This is a genomic window from Planctomycetia bacterium (assembly GCA_015075745.1).
In the GTDB taxonomy this organism is placed as follows: Bacteria; Planctomycetota; Phycisphaerae; order UBA1845; family UTPLA1; genus UTPLA1.
Genome location: JABTTW010000001.1, coordinates 1,638,662 through 1,656,226, shown reverse-complemented (window position 1 = coordinate 1,656,226; position 17,565 = coordinate 1,638,662). Strand labels below are relative to the sequence as shown.

Here is a 17,565-nt window from a genome sequence, read left to right as displayed (position 1 = left end):
CGGGGAATGGCGCATCGCCGTGATGGCAGATTCATGCGATCGTGTTTCGCCGCCTACTTGGCTGCCGTCGCCTTCTCCGGCGACGACTTGGCGCCTTCCTTGATCGCGAACAGTGCCTTGCGATTAGTCACGTACAAGACGCCGTGCGACGCGACGGGGCTGGTATAGACCGAGTTCTCCAGATTGTTCGTGGCGATCAGCTTTTTCTTCTTGCCATGCTCGAAGACCAGCACTTCGCCGTCCTCGGTGCCGAGCATGACCTTGCCATCGACGACAAACGGAGAACCCCAGATGGCCGCGAAGGTGTCATGCACCCAATACGGCTTGCCGGTCTTCGCGTCGAGGCAATGCAGGAAGCCCGACAGGTCGGCGGCATAAACGAGACCGTCTTTCACCGCGCAGGTAGACATCGATCGCTTGAAGTCCTCGCCGCCGAAGTGCCACATTCTGCCTGATTCGGTGACATCGCCCTTCTTGGTCGCGTCGATGCGATAAAGGTGGCCGACGCCCTCGCCGTGTTCCGGATCCTGACCGACGCAGAGAAAGACGCTGTCGTCATGAATCACCGGCGTGGCGATGATGTTGTTGCGCGTTCCCCGGCCGCCGAGCTGCCAGACCGAGTCCTTCGGGTTCAGGTCGAACTTCCAGATGAGCTCGCCCGTTTTCGGTTCAAATGAATAGCACCAGCCGTCACCGCCCGCGAAGATCACCTGGGGCGCGCCCTTGATGACCGCGTAGGCCGGGTTCGACCACTGACCGTGCAGAATATGAGTGCCGGGGTCCTTGCGCTCCCAGACAAGTTCGCCGGTGTTCTTGTTGACGGCGATGAACGAAGGGGCATCGGGCGCCGGGATGTTCAGATGGCCTTCATCGACGCCGTTGGAAGTGGACACGAAGACCAGATCGCCACCGATCACCGGCGAACACGTGGCCAGGTTATGCGGAAAAACTTCCAGGTCTTCGAACATGTCCAGAACCCAGATGAAATCGGCGTCCTGCTTGTCCTTGTACTGCTCGTCCTTGTAGGGGCCGTCGTTCTCGCCATCCAGAAAGCCCTCGACGTCGGCGCAAACAAGCTGACACTGATTGCTGACGTAGTAAAGGCGATTGCCCTCAACGGCGGGCGAAGAGCAAATGCCCTGCTCCGGCCAGTCGTTGACGCGCCCGGTGGGCAGCTTGTTATGCGTGGCCTGCCAGAGCATCTTGCCGGTCTTCTGGTCCACGCAGACGACGACGCCCTTGTCGCCCGTGATGTTCGGCCGCAGCGTGCCGCCGTTGTTGGTGCCGACGAAGATGCGCCCGTCGGCGATCACCGGGTTCCCATAAGTCTGCGAACCCAGCCCTGCGACCCACAGAATGTTGTCGCCCTTCTTCACATCCCATTTCGCCGGAATCCCTGTCTCGTCGGAGACCATGTTCCGATCCGGCGTGCCGCCCCACATCAGCCAGTCGCCCTTTTTCGGTTTGGGCGACTCTGCCCGGCCGACTGAGCAGACAGAAAGAACCAGCGCGACTGCCAATACGGATATGGACCCGAAGTTCACGATCTTGTTCATCTTCCGTCGCCTTCCCGAATAATCGCGATTATTCATTGATGAATACCTGATAATTGTCAAAGAGGATCCCCGCCCCCTCCTTTTTCACCGTTGTTCCGTTGGAGAATCCATTGATGCCGGGCGCCCCTTCGGTGTTGGGGCAGTCGTCTTCCAGCTCAATCGTCCACGCGTCAGGCTCCTTCTCGTCTCGCGGCCAGACCTTGCCGCGGATGGTCGCCTTGCCGCCCGACAAGTCGCTGCGCATCTTCATGGTGTACCAGATGCCCGGCGTCATTTCATAGTGGACCTGTTTCTTCAGGCTGTGGATCGGCTCGTCCTTCCATCGACCGATCTCCAGTTCGTGGAGCTGTCCCTGGAAGACGAGTTGATATCTCGCGTTGATCAGTCCCATGTCCGGCAGCGTGACGCGCCGGCCGCGCTTTGCCTTGGCCAGCATATCTGCCTGAACGGTGTAGCCGGCGGGAATCGGCGGGCCGCTGAAGGCCTCCAGCCGCATGTACGGCGCCGACGGACTCTTGGCCAGCTTTTGCAGAACAATGTTGCCATCCACGTCCGCCAGCGCGCTCTTCACATCGAGCCCGATCCAGCCGGCCGGCAGGCCCCCGGCCTTCATCTTGTCGAAGCTCTCGTGGATCGGCAGGCGCGGCGAGATACGAATGCGGCCGCTCGCCTTGATGCCGCCGAGCTGCGCCGTGACGACGCCGGAGGAGAACACGTTGTCAGTCGCCGCCGTAAAGTTGCCGCTCTTGTCCACATTACCGCTGACGCGCTCGACGGCCCAGGTCACCGGCTTGCCATCGATCTGCACGCCGTTCGAGTCGAAGACGCGGGTTTGAAATGCCACGCGCTCGCCCGGTGCGACAGTTACTTCAGCAGGGACGACCAGCAACGACGCAGGCTTGTCCTTCTGAGCAGGCGCCTCGGCTGCCATGGACGGCGCCGGTTCGGCCTTCGTTGTGTCGCCCTTCTTGCCGAGACAGTAGGTGCCGTAACGCGTCATGAAATAGACCCGGCCGTCAGAGACGATCGGGGCGCCGTTGATCTCGACGACGGCCCTGTCCTCGCGTTCAAAGTGCTTGGTGTCAAGCTCGACGCACTTGTCGCCGGCGTCTTTGAGTATCTTGAAGATGCCGTTCACCTCGCCGATGTAGATAACGCCGTCAGTGGTGACCACCGGCGAACCCTTCATGGCCCGGCCGACGCGATATTCCCAGAACTTCTTGCCGGTCTTCGCGTCGAAGCAGTGCATCTCGGCGGAGTTATCGACGACGTAGAGCCGTCCATTGGCCAGGGCGGGCGACGCGTACCCTGCCGTGATGCCGTTGATGCGCCAGATTTCACCCTTGTCGGTGATATCGCCGGTCAACGAGCCGTCGAGGCAGACGATCGCCCCCATGTCCGTAATGTTCAGGTTCTCCTCGCTCTGCGTGACATAGACGAACTTGCCATCGACAACGGGCGAAGTATTGAGTCCTCGCTTTGCCAGGCGATATTGCCAGATGCGCTCACCGGTGCGGACCTTGATGCCGTACACGTTGCCGTCTGCGCAGGGCGTGATGAGAAGCCGAACGCCGTTGATGACCGTGACCACCGGCGTCGCATAAGTAGTGTCGAGGGGCTTTTCACCCGGCAGGGATGACCAGATCAGTTCGCCGGTCTTCTTGTCGAAGGCGAGGAAGCGGTGGCCGGCCTTGTTCGGACCGGTGTCCCATCCCGCGAGGAGGTACTCAATGCTGATGATCGCCTTGTCTTCGTCGATGATCGGCGTATGAACACGGCCGCCGTAGCCGCTGAAGCGCCCGAAGTTCTCGCCCAGCGCTTCCTTCCAGATGAGTGTGCCGTCCTTGCCGCTCAGGCACATGAACTCTCCGCCGGTGCCGTAGGCGTAGATATTGCCCGTCTCAGGATCGGCGACGACCGACGACCAGGCGATGCGATTCTCGACGATGTCGGAAAGATAGACGTTGAAGCGGTGGGCCCAGATGGTCTTGCCGGTGTCGGCGTCGAGGCACACGACCTGCTCGCCGACGCACTTGTCCTCGCCCGCAGGGGCGATGGCGTAGAGGCGACCATTCATCAGGATCGGCGTGCTGCGGCCGCCGATGTCCGACTTCCATAGCTGATTTTCACCGTCAATCTCCCATTGGGTGACGACGGCCTTCTCCCGGGCAAACCCGGCCTGCTCCGGGCCCCGCCAGCCAAACCAGTCCGATGCCGACGCCGTCGCGGCGCCGCCCAGGGTCGTGGCCATCGCCAGGACGACGGCGATGGTGGTTCGCTCTCGCAAAATCGACGCGCGTGTCGCTATCTGTCGCATGTTATCTCTCTCCCGCGAAATCGCTCGGCTTCCGGCGCCGGCCGCTAGGTCAGTTTCGTCAGTCGCCTGGCCTTCATCTCAAACCGCGGCAATGAGCCAGGCCGGGCCAGACTGACGACAGGCTTGAAGTGCAACCGGTTCTGCACCGCCGATTCCAGCCGCCGCGCAAGGCTGCCGTCACCTTCAAGGGTCGGCTCGATCTCGATGTTCAATTGCGTCATGGCCCCGCGAGCATCCACTTCCAAACGATACTCGGCGACGCCGCCGATGCCCCGCACGATGTCGTCGATCTGCGAAGGATACACGTTATTGCCGCGAATGAAAAACATCTCGTCGATGCGCCCAAGGATGCCTTCATCAACCCTCGCGAAATGCCGCCCGCACGCGCACTTACCGCGGCTTAATCGAACCAGATCGCCGGTTCGGTAGCGGATCAGCGGCATGCCCCATCGACCGAGGTGAGTCACGACGAGTTCACCCGGCTCGCCGTCCGGCGTCGATTGCTGCGATTTCGGATCAATCACCTCGATGATGAACTCGCTTTCCATCAAGTGCATTCCGCCCGGCTTCTCTTCACATTCAAAACCGAACGGCCCGACCTCCGTCAATCCGGTGTGGTCGTATACCCTCGCGCCCCATGCTGTCTCAATGGCCCTGCGTGTCGCGGGAACGCTTCCGCCCGGCTCACCGGCCACGATGAGTCCGCGAACCGCCGATGCCGCGATGTCGATTCCCTCGTCTTTCGCCACTTCCGCCATTCGCAACGCGTAGGTCGGCGTGCAGCAGATCATCGTCACTTCGTTCTCAATCAGAAACCTCAAACGCGCGGTGGTCGTCATCCCTCCGGCGGGCAGACACAGGTTTCCATGTTCGACCGCGCTCTCAAACGCCGCCCAAAAACCAATGAACGGCCCAAACGAAAATGGAAAAACGAACCGGTCCGCCTTCGTCACGCTTGCCGCGCGATAGATGGTGCCCCAGCACTTCTTCCACCAGGTCCAGTCTTCGGGCCGGTCGACCATGCGCAGCGGCTCTCCGCTGGTGGCGGACGTTTGATGTAATCGAGTATAGCACTCGATAGGAAAGGTCAGATTTGTACCGAAGGGCGGATGATCTCTTTGATCCTGCTGAATTTCAGATCGCGTTGTCAGCGGCAGCGCCGAAAAGCCCTCGGCCACTTCCTCGGCGGGGCGATTTCCCAGCTTGGCGCGATAGAAGGCGTTTCGGGTCAGCACCTCGCGCAGCATCGCCGTCAGCTTGCGACGCTGTAGCGCCGCAATTCCATCGCGGTCCAGTGTCTCCTCGTCGCTGATGAAATAGGTCATGGGTTGACGAATCCGTCGCGGCGCGCGGGGCCGGGTCGACGTTCCACACTCCTCTTTTCAAACGAGACCCGCATTATAGTTTCACGGCCGCAGCCGGGCGAGTGCGAACATCTCGATCGGCAGCGCCGGCTTCTGATCCGTCGCCATGTCACTTAAGACCCGCCCTACAACCGGGGCGAATTTGAAGCCGTGTCCCGAGAATCCGCCCGCGATCAGCACATTCGCGTGCCGAGGGTGGCGATCAATGATGAAATGGTCGTCCGCCGTGTTCGTGTACAGGCAGACCTTTCCATCCATGCGCGGGCCGTCTGCGCCGCGAAGATGCCGCTGCATATACCATCGCGCATCCGCCTCATCGGAGGGCAATATGCGCCGATCTACGTCGTTCGCCGTTGTGATGACGCCGCCGTGATGCCGCGCCACCTTGATCCATGGCGGACTGGCGCTGGGAATTCCGTAGTATCCCCGATTGGCGACGAAGTGGATGAATGCCGGAAACCGATCGGGCGTGAACAGCTCGGGCTTTATCGGGCTGAACCACAACTGCACCTGCCGCTCCACGCGCAGCGGGATTCCCAGATCGGCGACGATACCCGGCAGCCAGGGTCCGGCGGTGATGATGAGCTTTGCGGCCGAATAGGCGCCTCGCTGTGTCTTAACGGTGACACCCGAGTCGTTCGCCGACCACTCCAGCACGTGCTGATCCGCGACGATCCGGCAGCCTTTCGATTCGGCCAGCCGGGCCATCGCGAGAGTCGATTGCTCCGGCAGCAGGTAACCCGCCTCCTGCTCAAATATCCCCACGTCGCGCTCGGACGGATCGAGCCCCGGCCATCGCCCGGCCATCTCCGATTTGTCGAGCACCTCAAACGACAGCTTGTGTTTCTCCGCGCTGTGCCGCGCCCCGCGAATGCTCTCGTGATCGGCCGGCCCGACGTTCAAACAGCCGACCAGGTGCATGAGCTTCTCTTCGGACGCAGCCTCAATCTCCCGCCACTCGTCGTAGGTCGCCTGTAGCAGCGGGACATACCGCTCGTCCTCGAAGTACGCTTTACGAATAACGCGCGTCCGCCCGTGGGAGCTGCCCATGTCGTGGGCGAGGTGGAATTGCTCGATGCCGATCGCACGAATGCCGCGCCGGGCCAGTTGATAACACGCCGCGCTGCCCATCGCGCCGACGCCGAGAACGATGACATCGTAGTTTTCCGTCACGACTGAATTGCAACCGCCCGCGCGCCCGCAGGCAAGCCCCTCACCAGGTGCTCATCGCCGTTTGAACCAGCGGCTGGTGTAGAATCTCGGGCGGCATGTCGTACCAGGCGGTCGTAATCACCCCGAGAGTCTTGCCGTTTTCCTTCGCGCGGCGCCCGTGCGTCGAAATGTTCCGCTCGAATCGGGCGAAATTCGGCGTGCCGTCTTTCATATCCCCATTGCCCATCCCCGTCGGGCTCGTGATGACGTCAAACCCGCGATCCTGGTAATACTCGACATACGGCAATGCCCGAATGAGCCCGGGGAAATCGTCCCCGAGATATTTCCCGAACTCCGCCATGTAGGCCCTGCCCAGCGCCGACTTCAAACGCGCCGCCTTCGAGTAATTCCGCATCACACCGCGTTGTACGTCGGACAGTTTTTTCGTTCTGCCCGGCACGATCCACGACCAGTCGTGACAAACGCGCGGCCCGCCGTATTGGGCGTGCGACATCCGCGGAATCAGAACCGGTGTCGGGTCATCCACCACGATGTAATCCCAATACTGAATGATCGTTTCCTTCGGAAGATGGTTCAGCGCGTCCGGGTGTGCGGAGAAGGTGTCGTCCCAGACGATCGGGCGTTTGCCTTGCGCAAGAACCCACCGCGCCAATTCGCCCATGAACCGTCCGTACACCGGGCCGACGCCTTCCTTCTTCACCAGCGGCCGACATCGCGGACATTCGCCGATCTTCCGCGCCTCGTCCCCGCCGAGGTGAAACCACCTTGACGCTGGATGCAGCGCCATGACTTCCGACATCAGCGACTTAATCAGCGGCAGGCTCTCCTCATGCGTCGGGCACAGCATGTTCACCCGCCCGTCGCGCTCGCGCAGGTGTGCAAAGCAATCGTGCTTGAGCAGATACTCGAGGTGTGCGAGCGACTGCTGGAGCGGGATGACCTCAATGCCCTCCCCGGCCGCCGCACTGGTTAGTCGGGCGATCTCTTCCGGCGAGAGCGTCAATCCGTCGCGCATCTGCGGCTGATCGGAGAATGGAAATCGAGGGCCATACTCGACGAGCAGCGAGTTCAACTTAAACCGCGCCGCCGCATCGACCAGCCGCAGCGCCGCGTCCATATCCATCCGTCGATAGCTCTCGAAGTTTAAATGAAACCCGCGAACACGCATGGCGGGGGCATCATCGACAGCGCCCATTGGCATATTGGGCTCTGTCGCCAGTTGTCTTAGGGATTGAAGTCCGTAGCGCAGCCCAGCCTCCGAAGCGGCGGCACAGATTACACGCCCAGGTTCCAGGCAGAGCATGTAGCCATTCAGGGCAATTGGCTCGCAATCGTTCGTGAGCAGCAGGGGAAATTCTGGCCCGGATCCGCTCGGTGCCTCCGCAAACCGCTTCACCAGTGAATCGGAAACATTGGCCTGCACTTCCACCTGAAACCTGGACGGCCAGGGCCTGTCCAACTGCTTCATGAACTGATGACGCGGTGCAGGTATGATCAGACGCGGCCTGTCGCCCAAAGCTTGTTACTCCGTCTCAATCGCCGACTCTAGCCGGATGCCACCGGCAGTTTGCCGCCGGCGCTCTCGCGACCACTGACCTACTCAACACCGCCGTGCCGAATTACGATGCCTCGCCACCGTCGTCAACCGGTGACAAAGGATCAGTCTCCACCATGTGCGGCATCCTCGGCGGCATCTCAATCGAACCCTTCGCGGAACTCAATGATCCCGCCATTCTCGACCGCGCCATCGACACCATCGCCCATCGTGGGCCCGACGACCGCGGCAGCATGATCGCCCCCGACCGCCGCGCCTTCTTCGGCCACCGTCGCCTGAGCATCATCGACCTCGCCGGCGGTCACCAGCCCATTTCCAACGAGTCCGACCGCATCCACCTCGTCTACAACGGAGAAATCTACAACTTCCGTGCACTGCGTAAGGAACTGCTCGACCGCAGCCACCAGTTCCGTACGCATTGCGATGGCGAGACCGCGCTGCATCTCTACGAGGAAGACCCGCGCCGCTTCGTCGAGCAGCTTTCCGGCATGTTCGCCATCGCCATTCTCGACGGCGACAAATTGACTCTCGCACGCGATCGCAACGGCATCAAGCCGCTCTATTACTACCTCGACGGCCGCCGCCTCATCTTCGCCTCCGAGCTCAAGGCCATTCGCGCAATGCTGCCGGACAAGTCAGCGATCTGCCGCCGCGCCCTGCGCGAATACCTCCGCTGGAAATACGTCCCTGCGCCGCTGACGATCTTCGAGAACATCTACAAGCTCCCGCCGGGACACCTCCTCGTCGCAGATCGAAACCCCTCCGCAGGCAAGCTCGACGTCAAGATCGAACCCTACTGGCAGCTCGACTACTCCGGCCACAAGCTCACCGACGAGCGCGAGGCGATAGACCTGCTCGACGCCAAACTCCGCGCCGCCGTCGAGAGCCACATGGAGTCCGACGTCGAAGTCGGCGCGCTGCTATCCGGCGGTGTCGATTCGTCGCTCGTCGTCGCCCTCGCCTCCATCGTCTCCGGCAAGCGCATCAAGACCTTCAGCGTCGGCTTCGAGGAGGCCGGCTTCGACCAGCTTCCCTATGCCCGGACCCTCGCCCAGAAGTACAACACCGAGCATTACGAAGAGCACGTCAGTCTCGATCCGATGCACGCCGTGGAGCTGCTCGTTCGCCAGTTTGACGAGCCCTTCGCCGATTCATCCGCCCTCGCCTGCTATCGTGTCTGTCAGGTCGCGTCGAAGCATGTCAAGGTCGCCCTCACCGGCGACGGCGGCGACGAGACCTTCGCGGGTTATGGCCGCTATCAGGAAGTCCTCGACGCGGTGCAGGAGGGCGGGCGACTCCGACGCCTGCGCAATCGCGCCGTCGTTGCTTCTTCCGGCGCGCTCTTTAGCCCTGAGGCCAAGTTCCTCAAGCGCTTTCGAAACGCCTCGCACACCCCGCTTCGCCAGCACGAGGAGCATCAGGTGCTTTGCAGCCCGTGGCTGATGAATCGCCTGCTGACGGATGCCTATCAGCCTGCGCCCACGGATGAAGACATCTTTGACGCCCATCGCCGAATCGGCATCGAGCGCGGCTGGCCTGCCGTTGAGACGGCGCAATACGTCGACCTGCGGATGTACCTGCCGGATGACATCCTCACCAAGGTCGATCGCACCAGCATGGCCTGCAGCCTGGAGTGCCGCGTGCCGCTGCTGGATCACACCATCACCGAATTCGCCGCATCGCTTTCGACGAATCTCAAGATTCGCGGCGACACGCGCAAGTACCTGCTCAAGAAAGTCGCCGAGCGCTACGTCCCGCACCAACTGCTCTATCGCCCCAAGATGGGCTTTCGCATCCCCATCCGCCGCTGGCTCAAGCGCGGCCTGCTCGATCAGACGGCGGAGCTGCTAAACGGAGGAGCCCTGGTATCAAACGGCATCTTCGACCCGCGCGGCGTGCAGTGGATGCTCCGCGCCCAGCGACGCCCCTGGATCGACTTTGGCAGTCAGCTTTGGGCCGTCCTCTTCCTCGAACAATGGGCCCGAATGTCGCTCTGATCGGAGCCTCACTCAGTGATCAGAGCCCCGCGCGTCAGCAAGGGGTTATCGTTTCAACACGGGAAACCTGTATGCAAACCATTCTGCTCCTGACCCTCTCCAATCTCTTCATGACCATCGCCTGGTACGGCCACCTTCGATATAAGCACGTCGACATGTGGCGCGTCATCGCCATCAGTTGGGGCATCGCCTTCTTCGAGTATTGCCTGCAGGTGCCCGCCAACCGCTGGGGACATAAGCAATTCTCCGCCGCACAGCTCAAGACCATTCAGGAAATCATCACGCTGATCATCTTCTGCGGCTTCTCCGTCCTATGGCTCAAGGAGCCGCTCAAGTGGAACTACCTCGTCGGCTTCGCCTTCATTGCCGCCGCCGGGTTCTTCGTCTTCAAGAAGTGGTAGGGGGGCGAGAATACGTCGCCTGCGCTTCCACCGTCCGGCGTGCTCTCGGACCCCCAGAACGTCCGATCATCCATCGATCCGCATTGGCGCTTTGCTTTCAACGTGCACGATTCGCCGGTCGATGAATCCTCCGATCGCCGAGGACTGCGCCGCGCTCCGCGCATCAATCCGAGCCGCGCACGTTAGTAAGCGGCATGAAACGCTGCCGCCGCCAGAGGATTCGCCCGGATGGTCTATTGCTGGAAATGCAGCGACCCCAATCCCGATCACTACCGCTTCTGCGGTCAGTGCGGCGCGCCGGCACAGCGACCGGCCGCGGCCTCCGACACGGCGGACTCCGCCTCGGCGAAAAAGTCCGCCCTCGACTCCGCACGAAAGATCCTCGACAAGACGATCGCCGACTCGATCATCGAAGTGGAGGCCTCCGCTACCGAGACGAAGGGCATCCGCATTCTCCGCACCGGCGCGGGCGAGAAAAAGCGCTTCGTCGTCATCGAAGGCGACGGCGAACCGAAGGAGTACGCCACGCTCGAAGAAATCCCCGAGGACCTGCGGAAGAAAATCGGGCCTGCCCTCACCGTCGCCGACGACAAGCGATGGGATTCGGCCCGCTTCGACGTGATGGAGTCGCTGATCGATCGCTTCCGCCGTCCCTACCCGTTCGACGGCTTCACGTCGTTCTCACGCAAAGTGCCCGACTGGGCCATTCCGCCGGCAACGCCGACCCCCGCCCACCCGCCGCCCGCGCCTTCCCTGGAGAAGAAAGGTGCCGGCTTCAAGTGGTGGTTCTGGGCATTGGCTCTCTATGGGCTTTGGAAGCTGCTTGATTAGTCCTCTTATTGCCCGGCCTTGTGTACGATCATTCGCCCTCTCCGACGATTCGTCACAGCCAATGCACCAAAACATAAGATCAACAGCGAAGACGGCTCTGGGACAATGAGGTAGCGATTCAGCGTGTTGTCGGACTGTCGGAATACCCAAAGATGCCGACCATCATCACTCGGCGCAAGAGCAGTCGCTGAATACCCGAGCGTTCCGAGATTCATGCCGGTCACTGCGGAAAAGTAGTTATTCTGCCCGAATGCGACTTCTCCGGTCGCGCTGTAAATGGCCTCGGGAAACATCCGGATGTTGTTCGTTACGTCCAGCGCCTCTACCTGAAGCCGACCGTAATAAAATCGCTGGCCGTCGGTAGAGAGAACCGACGTGCCGCCGCCGTTTTGCGCACTGCCATAGGTCCCGCTCGATTCCGCACTGATGATGCTGTTGCTGACAATACGAAACGCGTTGATCTCCCGGGATGAGCTGCCGGAATTGCCATGGAGCATTCGTCCGGTAGCTGGATGGTATTCCATGTCTCCATAGTAATCGGCCGCCCTTCGGCTTAGTTCTGTCATGGAACTGCTGTTCCACTGGTTCAGTGTTACATCCACCCATTGGTCCGACTCCAGCAGCAGTACACGATCAGAACTGACGGCCTCTATCCGATAGGCGATTCGCGGAGCTGTACGCGACTCCCACGTCCTTGTCACCATGTCATACCGCTGAACGTAACTTGGCCGAAGGGGATTTCCATATCCCGTCTGCTCGCCGCCGAAATCTGCCGCGAACAGGTAGCGACCATCCGGGCTGATATCAATGTCGGTAAACCTCTCATTGGCAAGATGAAGGTCTATCGGCACGCCGGTATTGACATCAAGCACGTGGATCGCGCTCGCGGAATTCCGAAGAAACAGTAGCCCGTATTGATGCGAATAGCGCATCTGCACCGCGTTGCCCGGCGAGAGAATCGACTCTTGGATAACGACCGAAGGGACAATGGATGCTTGCACAAGACCAGGAAAGACCAGCCATGCGGCGATGAGGATGGCGGAATTGAACTTACTCATGACTCTAATCTCCTTTGTAGATTGGTTTCACAACATCAAGTTCCGAAGTGGACACATGCATGAAGCGGATTCGTCAGAAAAATAGACGACCAAGGCGGATGAGGAGCGCGAACGCTCCAGAGGCGAGTACCCCCTGCCCTTCAAAATCTGCCCGACCTACCGAACCAGAATACGTATCAGGGTGTGACGCAAGCTAGCCTCCCTGGACCCACGTCCAACGACTTTCCTCCTCCGGCGCCGACCTAAAGTGTATCACCGGCACAATTCGAAGTAAACAACTTGCGCCTGCCCTGGTCGGGTCCCCGGTTCCAGATTGTCAACAAGAAGTTACCTGTCAGTACCGATGGCAACGCAGACCGCGGAGCATCATGTAGCATCGAGTGGACGAACTCCTAACCGAGATCCGCACTCCGGGCAGATGCCGCTTTCGTTCCCCGTCACATCATACCCGCAGCCGGAGCAATGACCGCTTCTTACCCGATCGCCCATTCGCCAGATCGTGATTCGCTGCGCCGTCATCGCAGTCAGCCCGGCTAAGACTCCTCCCGAAGCGCCGGTTTCTAATCCCAGTAGCACTGCCCAACCGAGAACCGGTATCAGAGGCGCCGGTGGCTCAATGGTTACGCTCCCAGACGAGATTACATAGTACGCATAGAGGTACACAATGATCGTGAGGCAGGCTGAAACCATTCCAACAGCGGCGGCAGTCTTCAAGGCCAGCTGTGCCGCGGTTGATCGCAGCGACTCAGGTTCCTTCCCGGATCGCACACCTGCGTTACTTGAGATGGCAACAAGAAGGACAAGGTACAGAATCAGAATCACGTCCATGGACTAGACGATTCCTCGTACAGTGCGAGTCGAGATGACCGCTGCTTACTTCACCGCCTGCGTCGTCGGCGCGCTCGGCTGCGTCGCGGGCGGGTTGATCTGCGGTGGGCGGACGTGTGTCGGCCGTGACGTCGGGATCGGCGCCGTTCTGCGCCGCGCTGAAGGCGTCTGCTTGGGCTCCGGCTCTTCCGGTTCGTCCGGCGGCTTGGGACCGCCGACGATGATCGGCTTGGGCGGCGGCGTGCGGCCGCTCTTGATCTTGATGATGTGCGCCGAGCCGGAGTGCAGCTCCATCGGGCCGGACTTCTCCGATTCCACCTTGGCCACAAAGGCCAGCTCGCGCTGCAAGGTCATCGTCGCCAGTTCGCCGCGGTCCAGGTCGAACTCCACCCTGCCCTTGTGCGTGAACTTGTCGATGTGAAACTCGCGCTGCGGTTTCGCCGGAGTCTGTCCCGGCCGATTCGCCGGCTGTGAGGTCGTCGGATCGTTGGCTTGTGTCGTCGCATTTGCACCGTTTGATGAAAGGGGGGCGGCAGGCGACGTCGTGGCTCGCCCGGGCGCCGTGCGATTCGACGCCGGCTGCGATTGCGGGATCAATTTCGCGTCGGCATCAATCTCCACCACCGCGATTCGTCGGCCATTGCGCTTCGTCACATCGCCCAGCGTGCAGCGAAGGACCGTCTCCACCGTGCCGAAGGTTTTCATATTCTCCGTGATCGTCCGCGACCAGGTCTCGCCCACCTTCACCGGCTTCATCGGCATCCAGTAGGCCCCCATGATGTCGATCATCTCGGCGAAGTTCTCCTTCGTCAGTTGGCACTTCGAGCCGATCTTCGTCAGCGGCCGGCGATTAGCCTCGCCGGCGGTCTTGCCCGGCGTGATGTTGAGGATATCTGCCTTGCCGGTCGCGGGATTAAAAAAGAAGCTCGACTTGGAGCCGTCGATGCCGCCGAGTTCCCACAGCGTGCTCGGCGGATAGGTGTGCCGCACCGAGTCATACGACAGCGTGTCGCGCATCCCCTGCTCGGTCGCCTCGTACCGATCGCACTGCCAGACAACGGTAATCCGGCGGTCGGTACTGTTCGGCACATCGGTCGACTGCGTCGAGCGCGCCATGACCCGCTGCTCAATCGTCCGCCGGTCCTTGATGGTTGTGGAATAAGACAGTAGCGGAGGCACGCCGCCATACTCGCGGAACTCCTGCTCGATAACGTAGTACAGCTTTTCGTTGGCCTTGCAGGAGAACTCCAGCGACACCTGGTCGGAGTCACCCATCTCGGGCTTCGATGAAGATGAATCAGACGCGGGACCCCACCCGGCTGCCGTGATGACGATGAGGCCGACCAGCGCGATGGGCAGAAGACTTTTGGCCTTGTTGATCATCTGCCCCAAAAACAAAGCAGGTAAAAACGAAGCTGCGACGTCTATTGCCGAGAGCGGCATGGGCCGCCTGGGATTCGATCAGCCGCTGATCGAATCGACCGTCACCTTGATGTAGTCCTGGCGGTGGCCCTGCTTGCGGCGGTAGCCCTTGCGTCGGCGGAACTTGATGATGTCCACCTTCGGGCCGCGCATTTCATTCACAATCGAGGCAACCACTTTCGCCCCGGAGATCAGCGGAGCGCCGATCTTGCTCTTCTCGCCGTCGCCGAGCATCAGCACGTTGGCGAATTCAATGGTCTTGGCCGACTCCGGCAGCTCTCGAGTTTCAATATGGAGGGTATCGCCCTTCTGGACGCGATACTGCTTGCCGCCGTCTTCGATAATGGCATACATGACAAAAGGCTCCGCTGTCGTTCGGCTTGTGCCGTGACCCAATTCTGGAAAGCCCGACATTATTGCACAGGCCCACCAAGCCCGCAAGAGCAGCGTTTTGCGGCTCAAAATGCCCCGTTTCGCGCGCGATGGCACGCTCGAAATCTTGGTCTGAGCCACGAATATGGGTACCATGGAGGACTGGAAGACAGGGGTGGGCGATATCGAGGTTCTAGCGCAACCTCCACCGGGGATCTCTCCCGCCGTCACTTCTGAATTTCCGAGCTTCTGATCGTGGGTTCCCATTAATTGCGAGTCAGACCTCGGATTACACCCCTCCCACACGGGGAGCATTCATGGCTTGGCGAATCATTTCCAAGGGCGTCTTTTTCGCATTACTTCTACTGGTTCCCGCGTGCTCTCATTCCGACGCGACCGGACCTGCCGTCCAGCCGCAAGTCGCGACCCATGCCAACGGCGACGGTCAACTGAATGCCGGCGAACTCCGCCTCGCCTTCCCGCGCGGCGGCGAGTTGCTCGATGAAACCGGCAAGCAGCCGGCCGACGCCGTGCCTCAGTATGTTCAGTCGCCCGAAGAGATCGCCGCCCTCGAGGCCGCCAATGCCGATCCGAACTTCTATCGCCCCGGCGAACTCTGGATCGGAGAGCCAGGCATCACCGAGACCGTCGAAGAGATTATGATCCGCGACAACGCGTCCCCCCAGCCGCGCTTCACCTCGGAGGATTTCATCGCCCTTGAGGAGCACGAAACGCCCTGGAGACGACACCTCGATCCCGCCTCCGACAGCCCCGCCGTTTCGCAGTGGCCTCCCCGGCAACTGGAGGAAACCAGCAATGAAGCCGGCGAATCCCCCGATCGACAGGGCGTCACCCCGCGTATTCCGCAGACCACCGGCGTCGAATTCATTGGCGTGCCCAGTAATCAGTCGGGGTACGTTCCGCCGGATACCAATGCCGACGTGGGACTGACGCAGATCGTCGCCATCGCCAACGGCCGAATCAAGGTCTTTACGAAGACAGGCGTCGCCGATGGACTCAGCACCAGTCTCAACACTTTCTTCAACAGTGTTCGCGGCGGCTCCATCGTCGCTGATCCGTGGGTTCGCTACGATCGACTGACGAATCGCTGGTTCGTCATTGCCATTACCGGTTCCACGCCGAATCGCATCGTGATCGCCGTCAGCAACACCTCGATTATCACCACGCTATCCAGCTTCACCTTCTATTTCTTCCAGCAGGATCTCGTCGGCGCCACCCCCAATGCTGACACCGGCGCCTTCGCCGACTATCCCAGCCTCGGCGTTGACAATAACGCCCTCTATATTGGGGCCAACATGTTCGCACCGGGCTTCGCCGGCACCAGCGCATGGGTCGTTCGCAAGAGTTCGGTTCTCAGCGGCGGGCCCATCGTCGTAAGCGCCTTCCGCCGGATCGCCAACGGCTTCGGCCAGGGCCCGTTCGCCCCGCGCGGCGTGCAGAATGACGACCCTTCGGCGACCGAGGGGTATTTCATCGGTCCCAGCAATAGCTTCTTGAACCAACTCGTCATGCGGCGCGTTTCCGATCCGGGCGGAAAACCGTCGATCTCAGGAAACATCTTCGTGGGGGGCGTGCCGACCACGAATAATCCGACGGCGGTGCCCGTTCTTGGAAGCACCGCACCGCTCGATGCGTTGGACGATCGGCTCTTTGTGGCCACGATCTTCCATAACCAGCTTACCGGCTTGCGAACCCTGTGGACCGCACACAGCTTCCGCGTGTCCGCGACGGGCGTGGCGACCAGTTCGGGCAATCGCATCGGCTCACGCTGGTATGAGATTGAGGACCTCACGACATCTCCGGTCGTTCGTCAGGCCGGCACCGTTTTCGACGACGCGGCCTCGAATTTCGATCGTTACTGGGTTCCCTCAATTGCGATGAACGAACAGGGCCATGCCGCGCTGGGCTGCTCCGTGGGCGGCGATGCGCGACGCGCCGAGATTGCCGTCGCCGGTCGCCACAACGATGACCCGCTCGGTACGCTTCAGACGTCGATCATCGCCGAGGGCACGACTTTTAATTACAACGCCGAAGGCGGCGTTCAGCGCTGGGGAGACTATTCTTCCACCAGCCTCGATCCCGTTGACGGAATGACTTTGTGGACAGCCCAGGAATACTGCAACGCCACCAACAGTTGGGCCACACGCATCATTCAGCTCATCGCTCCCCCGCCGGCCGACCCGACCTCCGCCTTCCCGCCGACGCTTCCGGTCGGTGCTTCAAACGAGAATGTCGTCGTCACCGGAACTGTCGTCAGCGGCTCCGGCTTCTTCGATCCCGATGTCAGCTATCCCAACCACATCTCCACATCGGTCAGCGGAGGCGATGTCACGGTCAATAGCGTCACCTTCACCGACCCCACCACAATCACCCTGAATCTGACCGTCTCTGTCGCCGCGGCCGTCGGTCCCCGATCCATCACCGTGACCAATCCCGACGGTCAGTCGATCACCAGTGCGAACGGGATCATCTCCATCGTGCCGTCGTGTAATCTGCTCGGCGACCTCAACGAGGACACCTTCATCGACGCCCTCGATGTCCAGCCGTTCGTCGATTGCCTCCTGACCGGCGTCTCCGGCGGGAATTGCGCCTGTGGCGACTTCGACGGCCTCAATATGGTTGACATCGCCGACGTCCCCAGCTTCGTCACGGCCTTGGGGCTATAAGCGG

12 protein-coding genes are annotated in these 17,565 nt (G+C 61.0%); 4 read left to right on the top strand and 8 right to left on the bottom strand.

The genetic code is table 11. The features are described from left to right. Positions 1–53 precede the first annotated feature (53 nt). The 5 genes from HS101_06500 to HS101_06480 all read right to left on the bottom strand — a co-directional run bounded on the left by HS101_06500 (position 54) and on the right by HS101_06480 (position 7,878). Positions 54–1,592: a PQQ-binding-like beta-propeller repeat protein gene (locus HS101_06500; protein ID MBE7505922.1), complete on the bottom strand. Its 1,539-nt coding sequence runs from the start codon at positions 1,590–1,592 to the stop codon at positions 54–56. Then, positions 1,585–3,873: a PQQ-binding-like beta-propeller repeat protein gene (locus HS101_06495; protein ID MBE7505921.1), complete on the bottom strand. Its 2,289-nt coding sequence runs from the start codon at positions 3,871–3,873 to the stop codon at positions 1,585–1,587. Before HS101_06495 ends, HS101_06500 begins: the two co-directional genes overlap by 8 nt. 44 nt (positions 3,874–3,917) lie before the next feature. After that, entirely contained in the window at positions 3,918–5,198 is a 1,281-nt protein-coding gene (locus tag HS101_06490; protein ID MBE7505920.1) for an AMP-binding protein, read from the bottom strand. Between the two features lie 81 nt (positions 5,199–5,279). Continuing rightward, entirely contained in the window at positions 5,280–6,410 is a 1,131-nt protein-coding gene (solA, locus tag HS101_06485; protein ID MBE7505919.1) for an N-methyl-L-tryptophan oxidase, read from the bottom strand. 40 nt (positions 6,411–6,450) lie between these two features. Further along, entirely contained in the window at positions 6,451–7,878 is a 1,428-nt protein-coding gene (locus HS101_06480; GenBank protein MBE7505918.1) for a family 20 glycosylhydrolase, read from the bottom strand. A gap of 203 nt (positions 7,879–8,081) precedes the next feature. Here HS101_06480 and asnB point away from each other — a divergent pair, with 203 nt between their 5' ends. The 3 genes from asnB (at position 8,082) to HS101_06465 (ending at position 11,194) form a co-directional block, all read left to right on the top strand. Continuing rightward, the gene (gene asnB, locus HS101_06475; GenBank protein ID MBE7505917.1) at positions 8,082–9,962 is read left to right on the top strand and encodes an asparagine synthase (glutamine-hydrolyzing); all 1,881 of its coding nucleotides are present in this window, start codon (positions 8,082–8,084) and stop codon (positions 9,960–9,962) included. Between the two features lie 71 nt (positions 9,963–10,033). Continuing rightward, on the top strand, positions 10,034–10,363 hold the full coding sequence (locus HS101_06470; GenBank protein ID MBE7505916.1) for a DMT family protein: 330 nt from the start codon (positions 10,034–10,036) through the stop codon (positions 10,361–10,363). Between the two features lie 228 nt (positions 10,364–10,591). Then, complete coding sequence (locus HS101_06465) at positions 10,592–11,194, top strand: zinc ribbon domain-containing protein (GenBank protein MBE7505915.1); 603 nt, start codon at positions 10,592–10,594, stop codon at positions 11,192–11,194. A gap of 5 nt (positions 11,195–11,199) precedes the next feature. On the opposite strand, the gene HS101_06460 is transcribed toward HS101_06465, so the two are convergent. The 3 genes from HS101_06460 to rplU all read right to left on the bottom strand — a co-directional run bounded on the left by HS101_06460 (position 11,200) and on the right by rplU (position 14,856). After that, a complete protein-coding gene (locus HS101_06460; protein ID MBE7505914.1) occupies positions 11,200–12,252 on the bottom strand; it encodes a PEP-CTERM sorting domain-containing protein in 1,053 nt (350 codons plus the stop codon). Between the two features lie 873 nt (positions 12,253–13,125). Further along, complete coding sequence (locus HS101_06455; protein MBE7505913.1) at positions 13,126–14,523, bottom strand: hypothetical protein; 1,398 nt, start codon at positions 14,521–14,523, stop codon at positions 13,126–13,128. An 18-nt stretch (positions 14,524–14,541) separates the two neighbouring features. Next, positions 14,542–14,856 (bottom strand): 50S ribosomal protein L21, encoded by a 315-nt coding sequence (gene rplU / locus HS101_06450; GenBank protein MBE7505912.1) that lies wholly within the window; start codon positions 14,854–14,856, stop codon positions 14,542–14,544. A 335-nt stretch (positions 14,857–15,191) separates the two neighbouring features. Here rplU and HS101_06445 point away from each other — a divergent pair, with 335 nt between their 5' ends. Continuing rightward, the gene (locus HS101_06445) at positions 15,192–17,561 is read left to right on the top strand and encodes a hypothetical protein (protein MBE7505911.1); all 2,370 of its coding nucleotides are present in this window, start codon (positions 15,192–15,194) and stop codon (positions 17,559–17,561) included. The last annotated feature ends 4 nt before the right edge of the window (positions 17,562–17,565 follow it).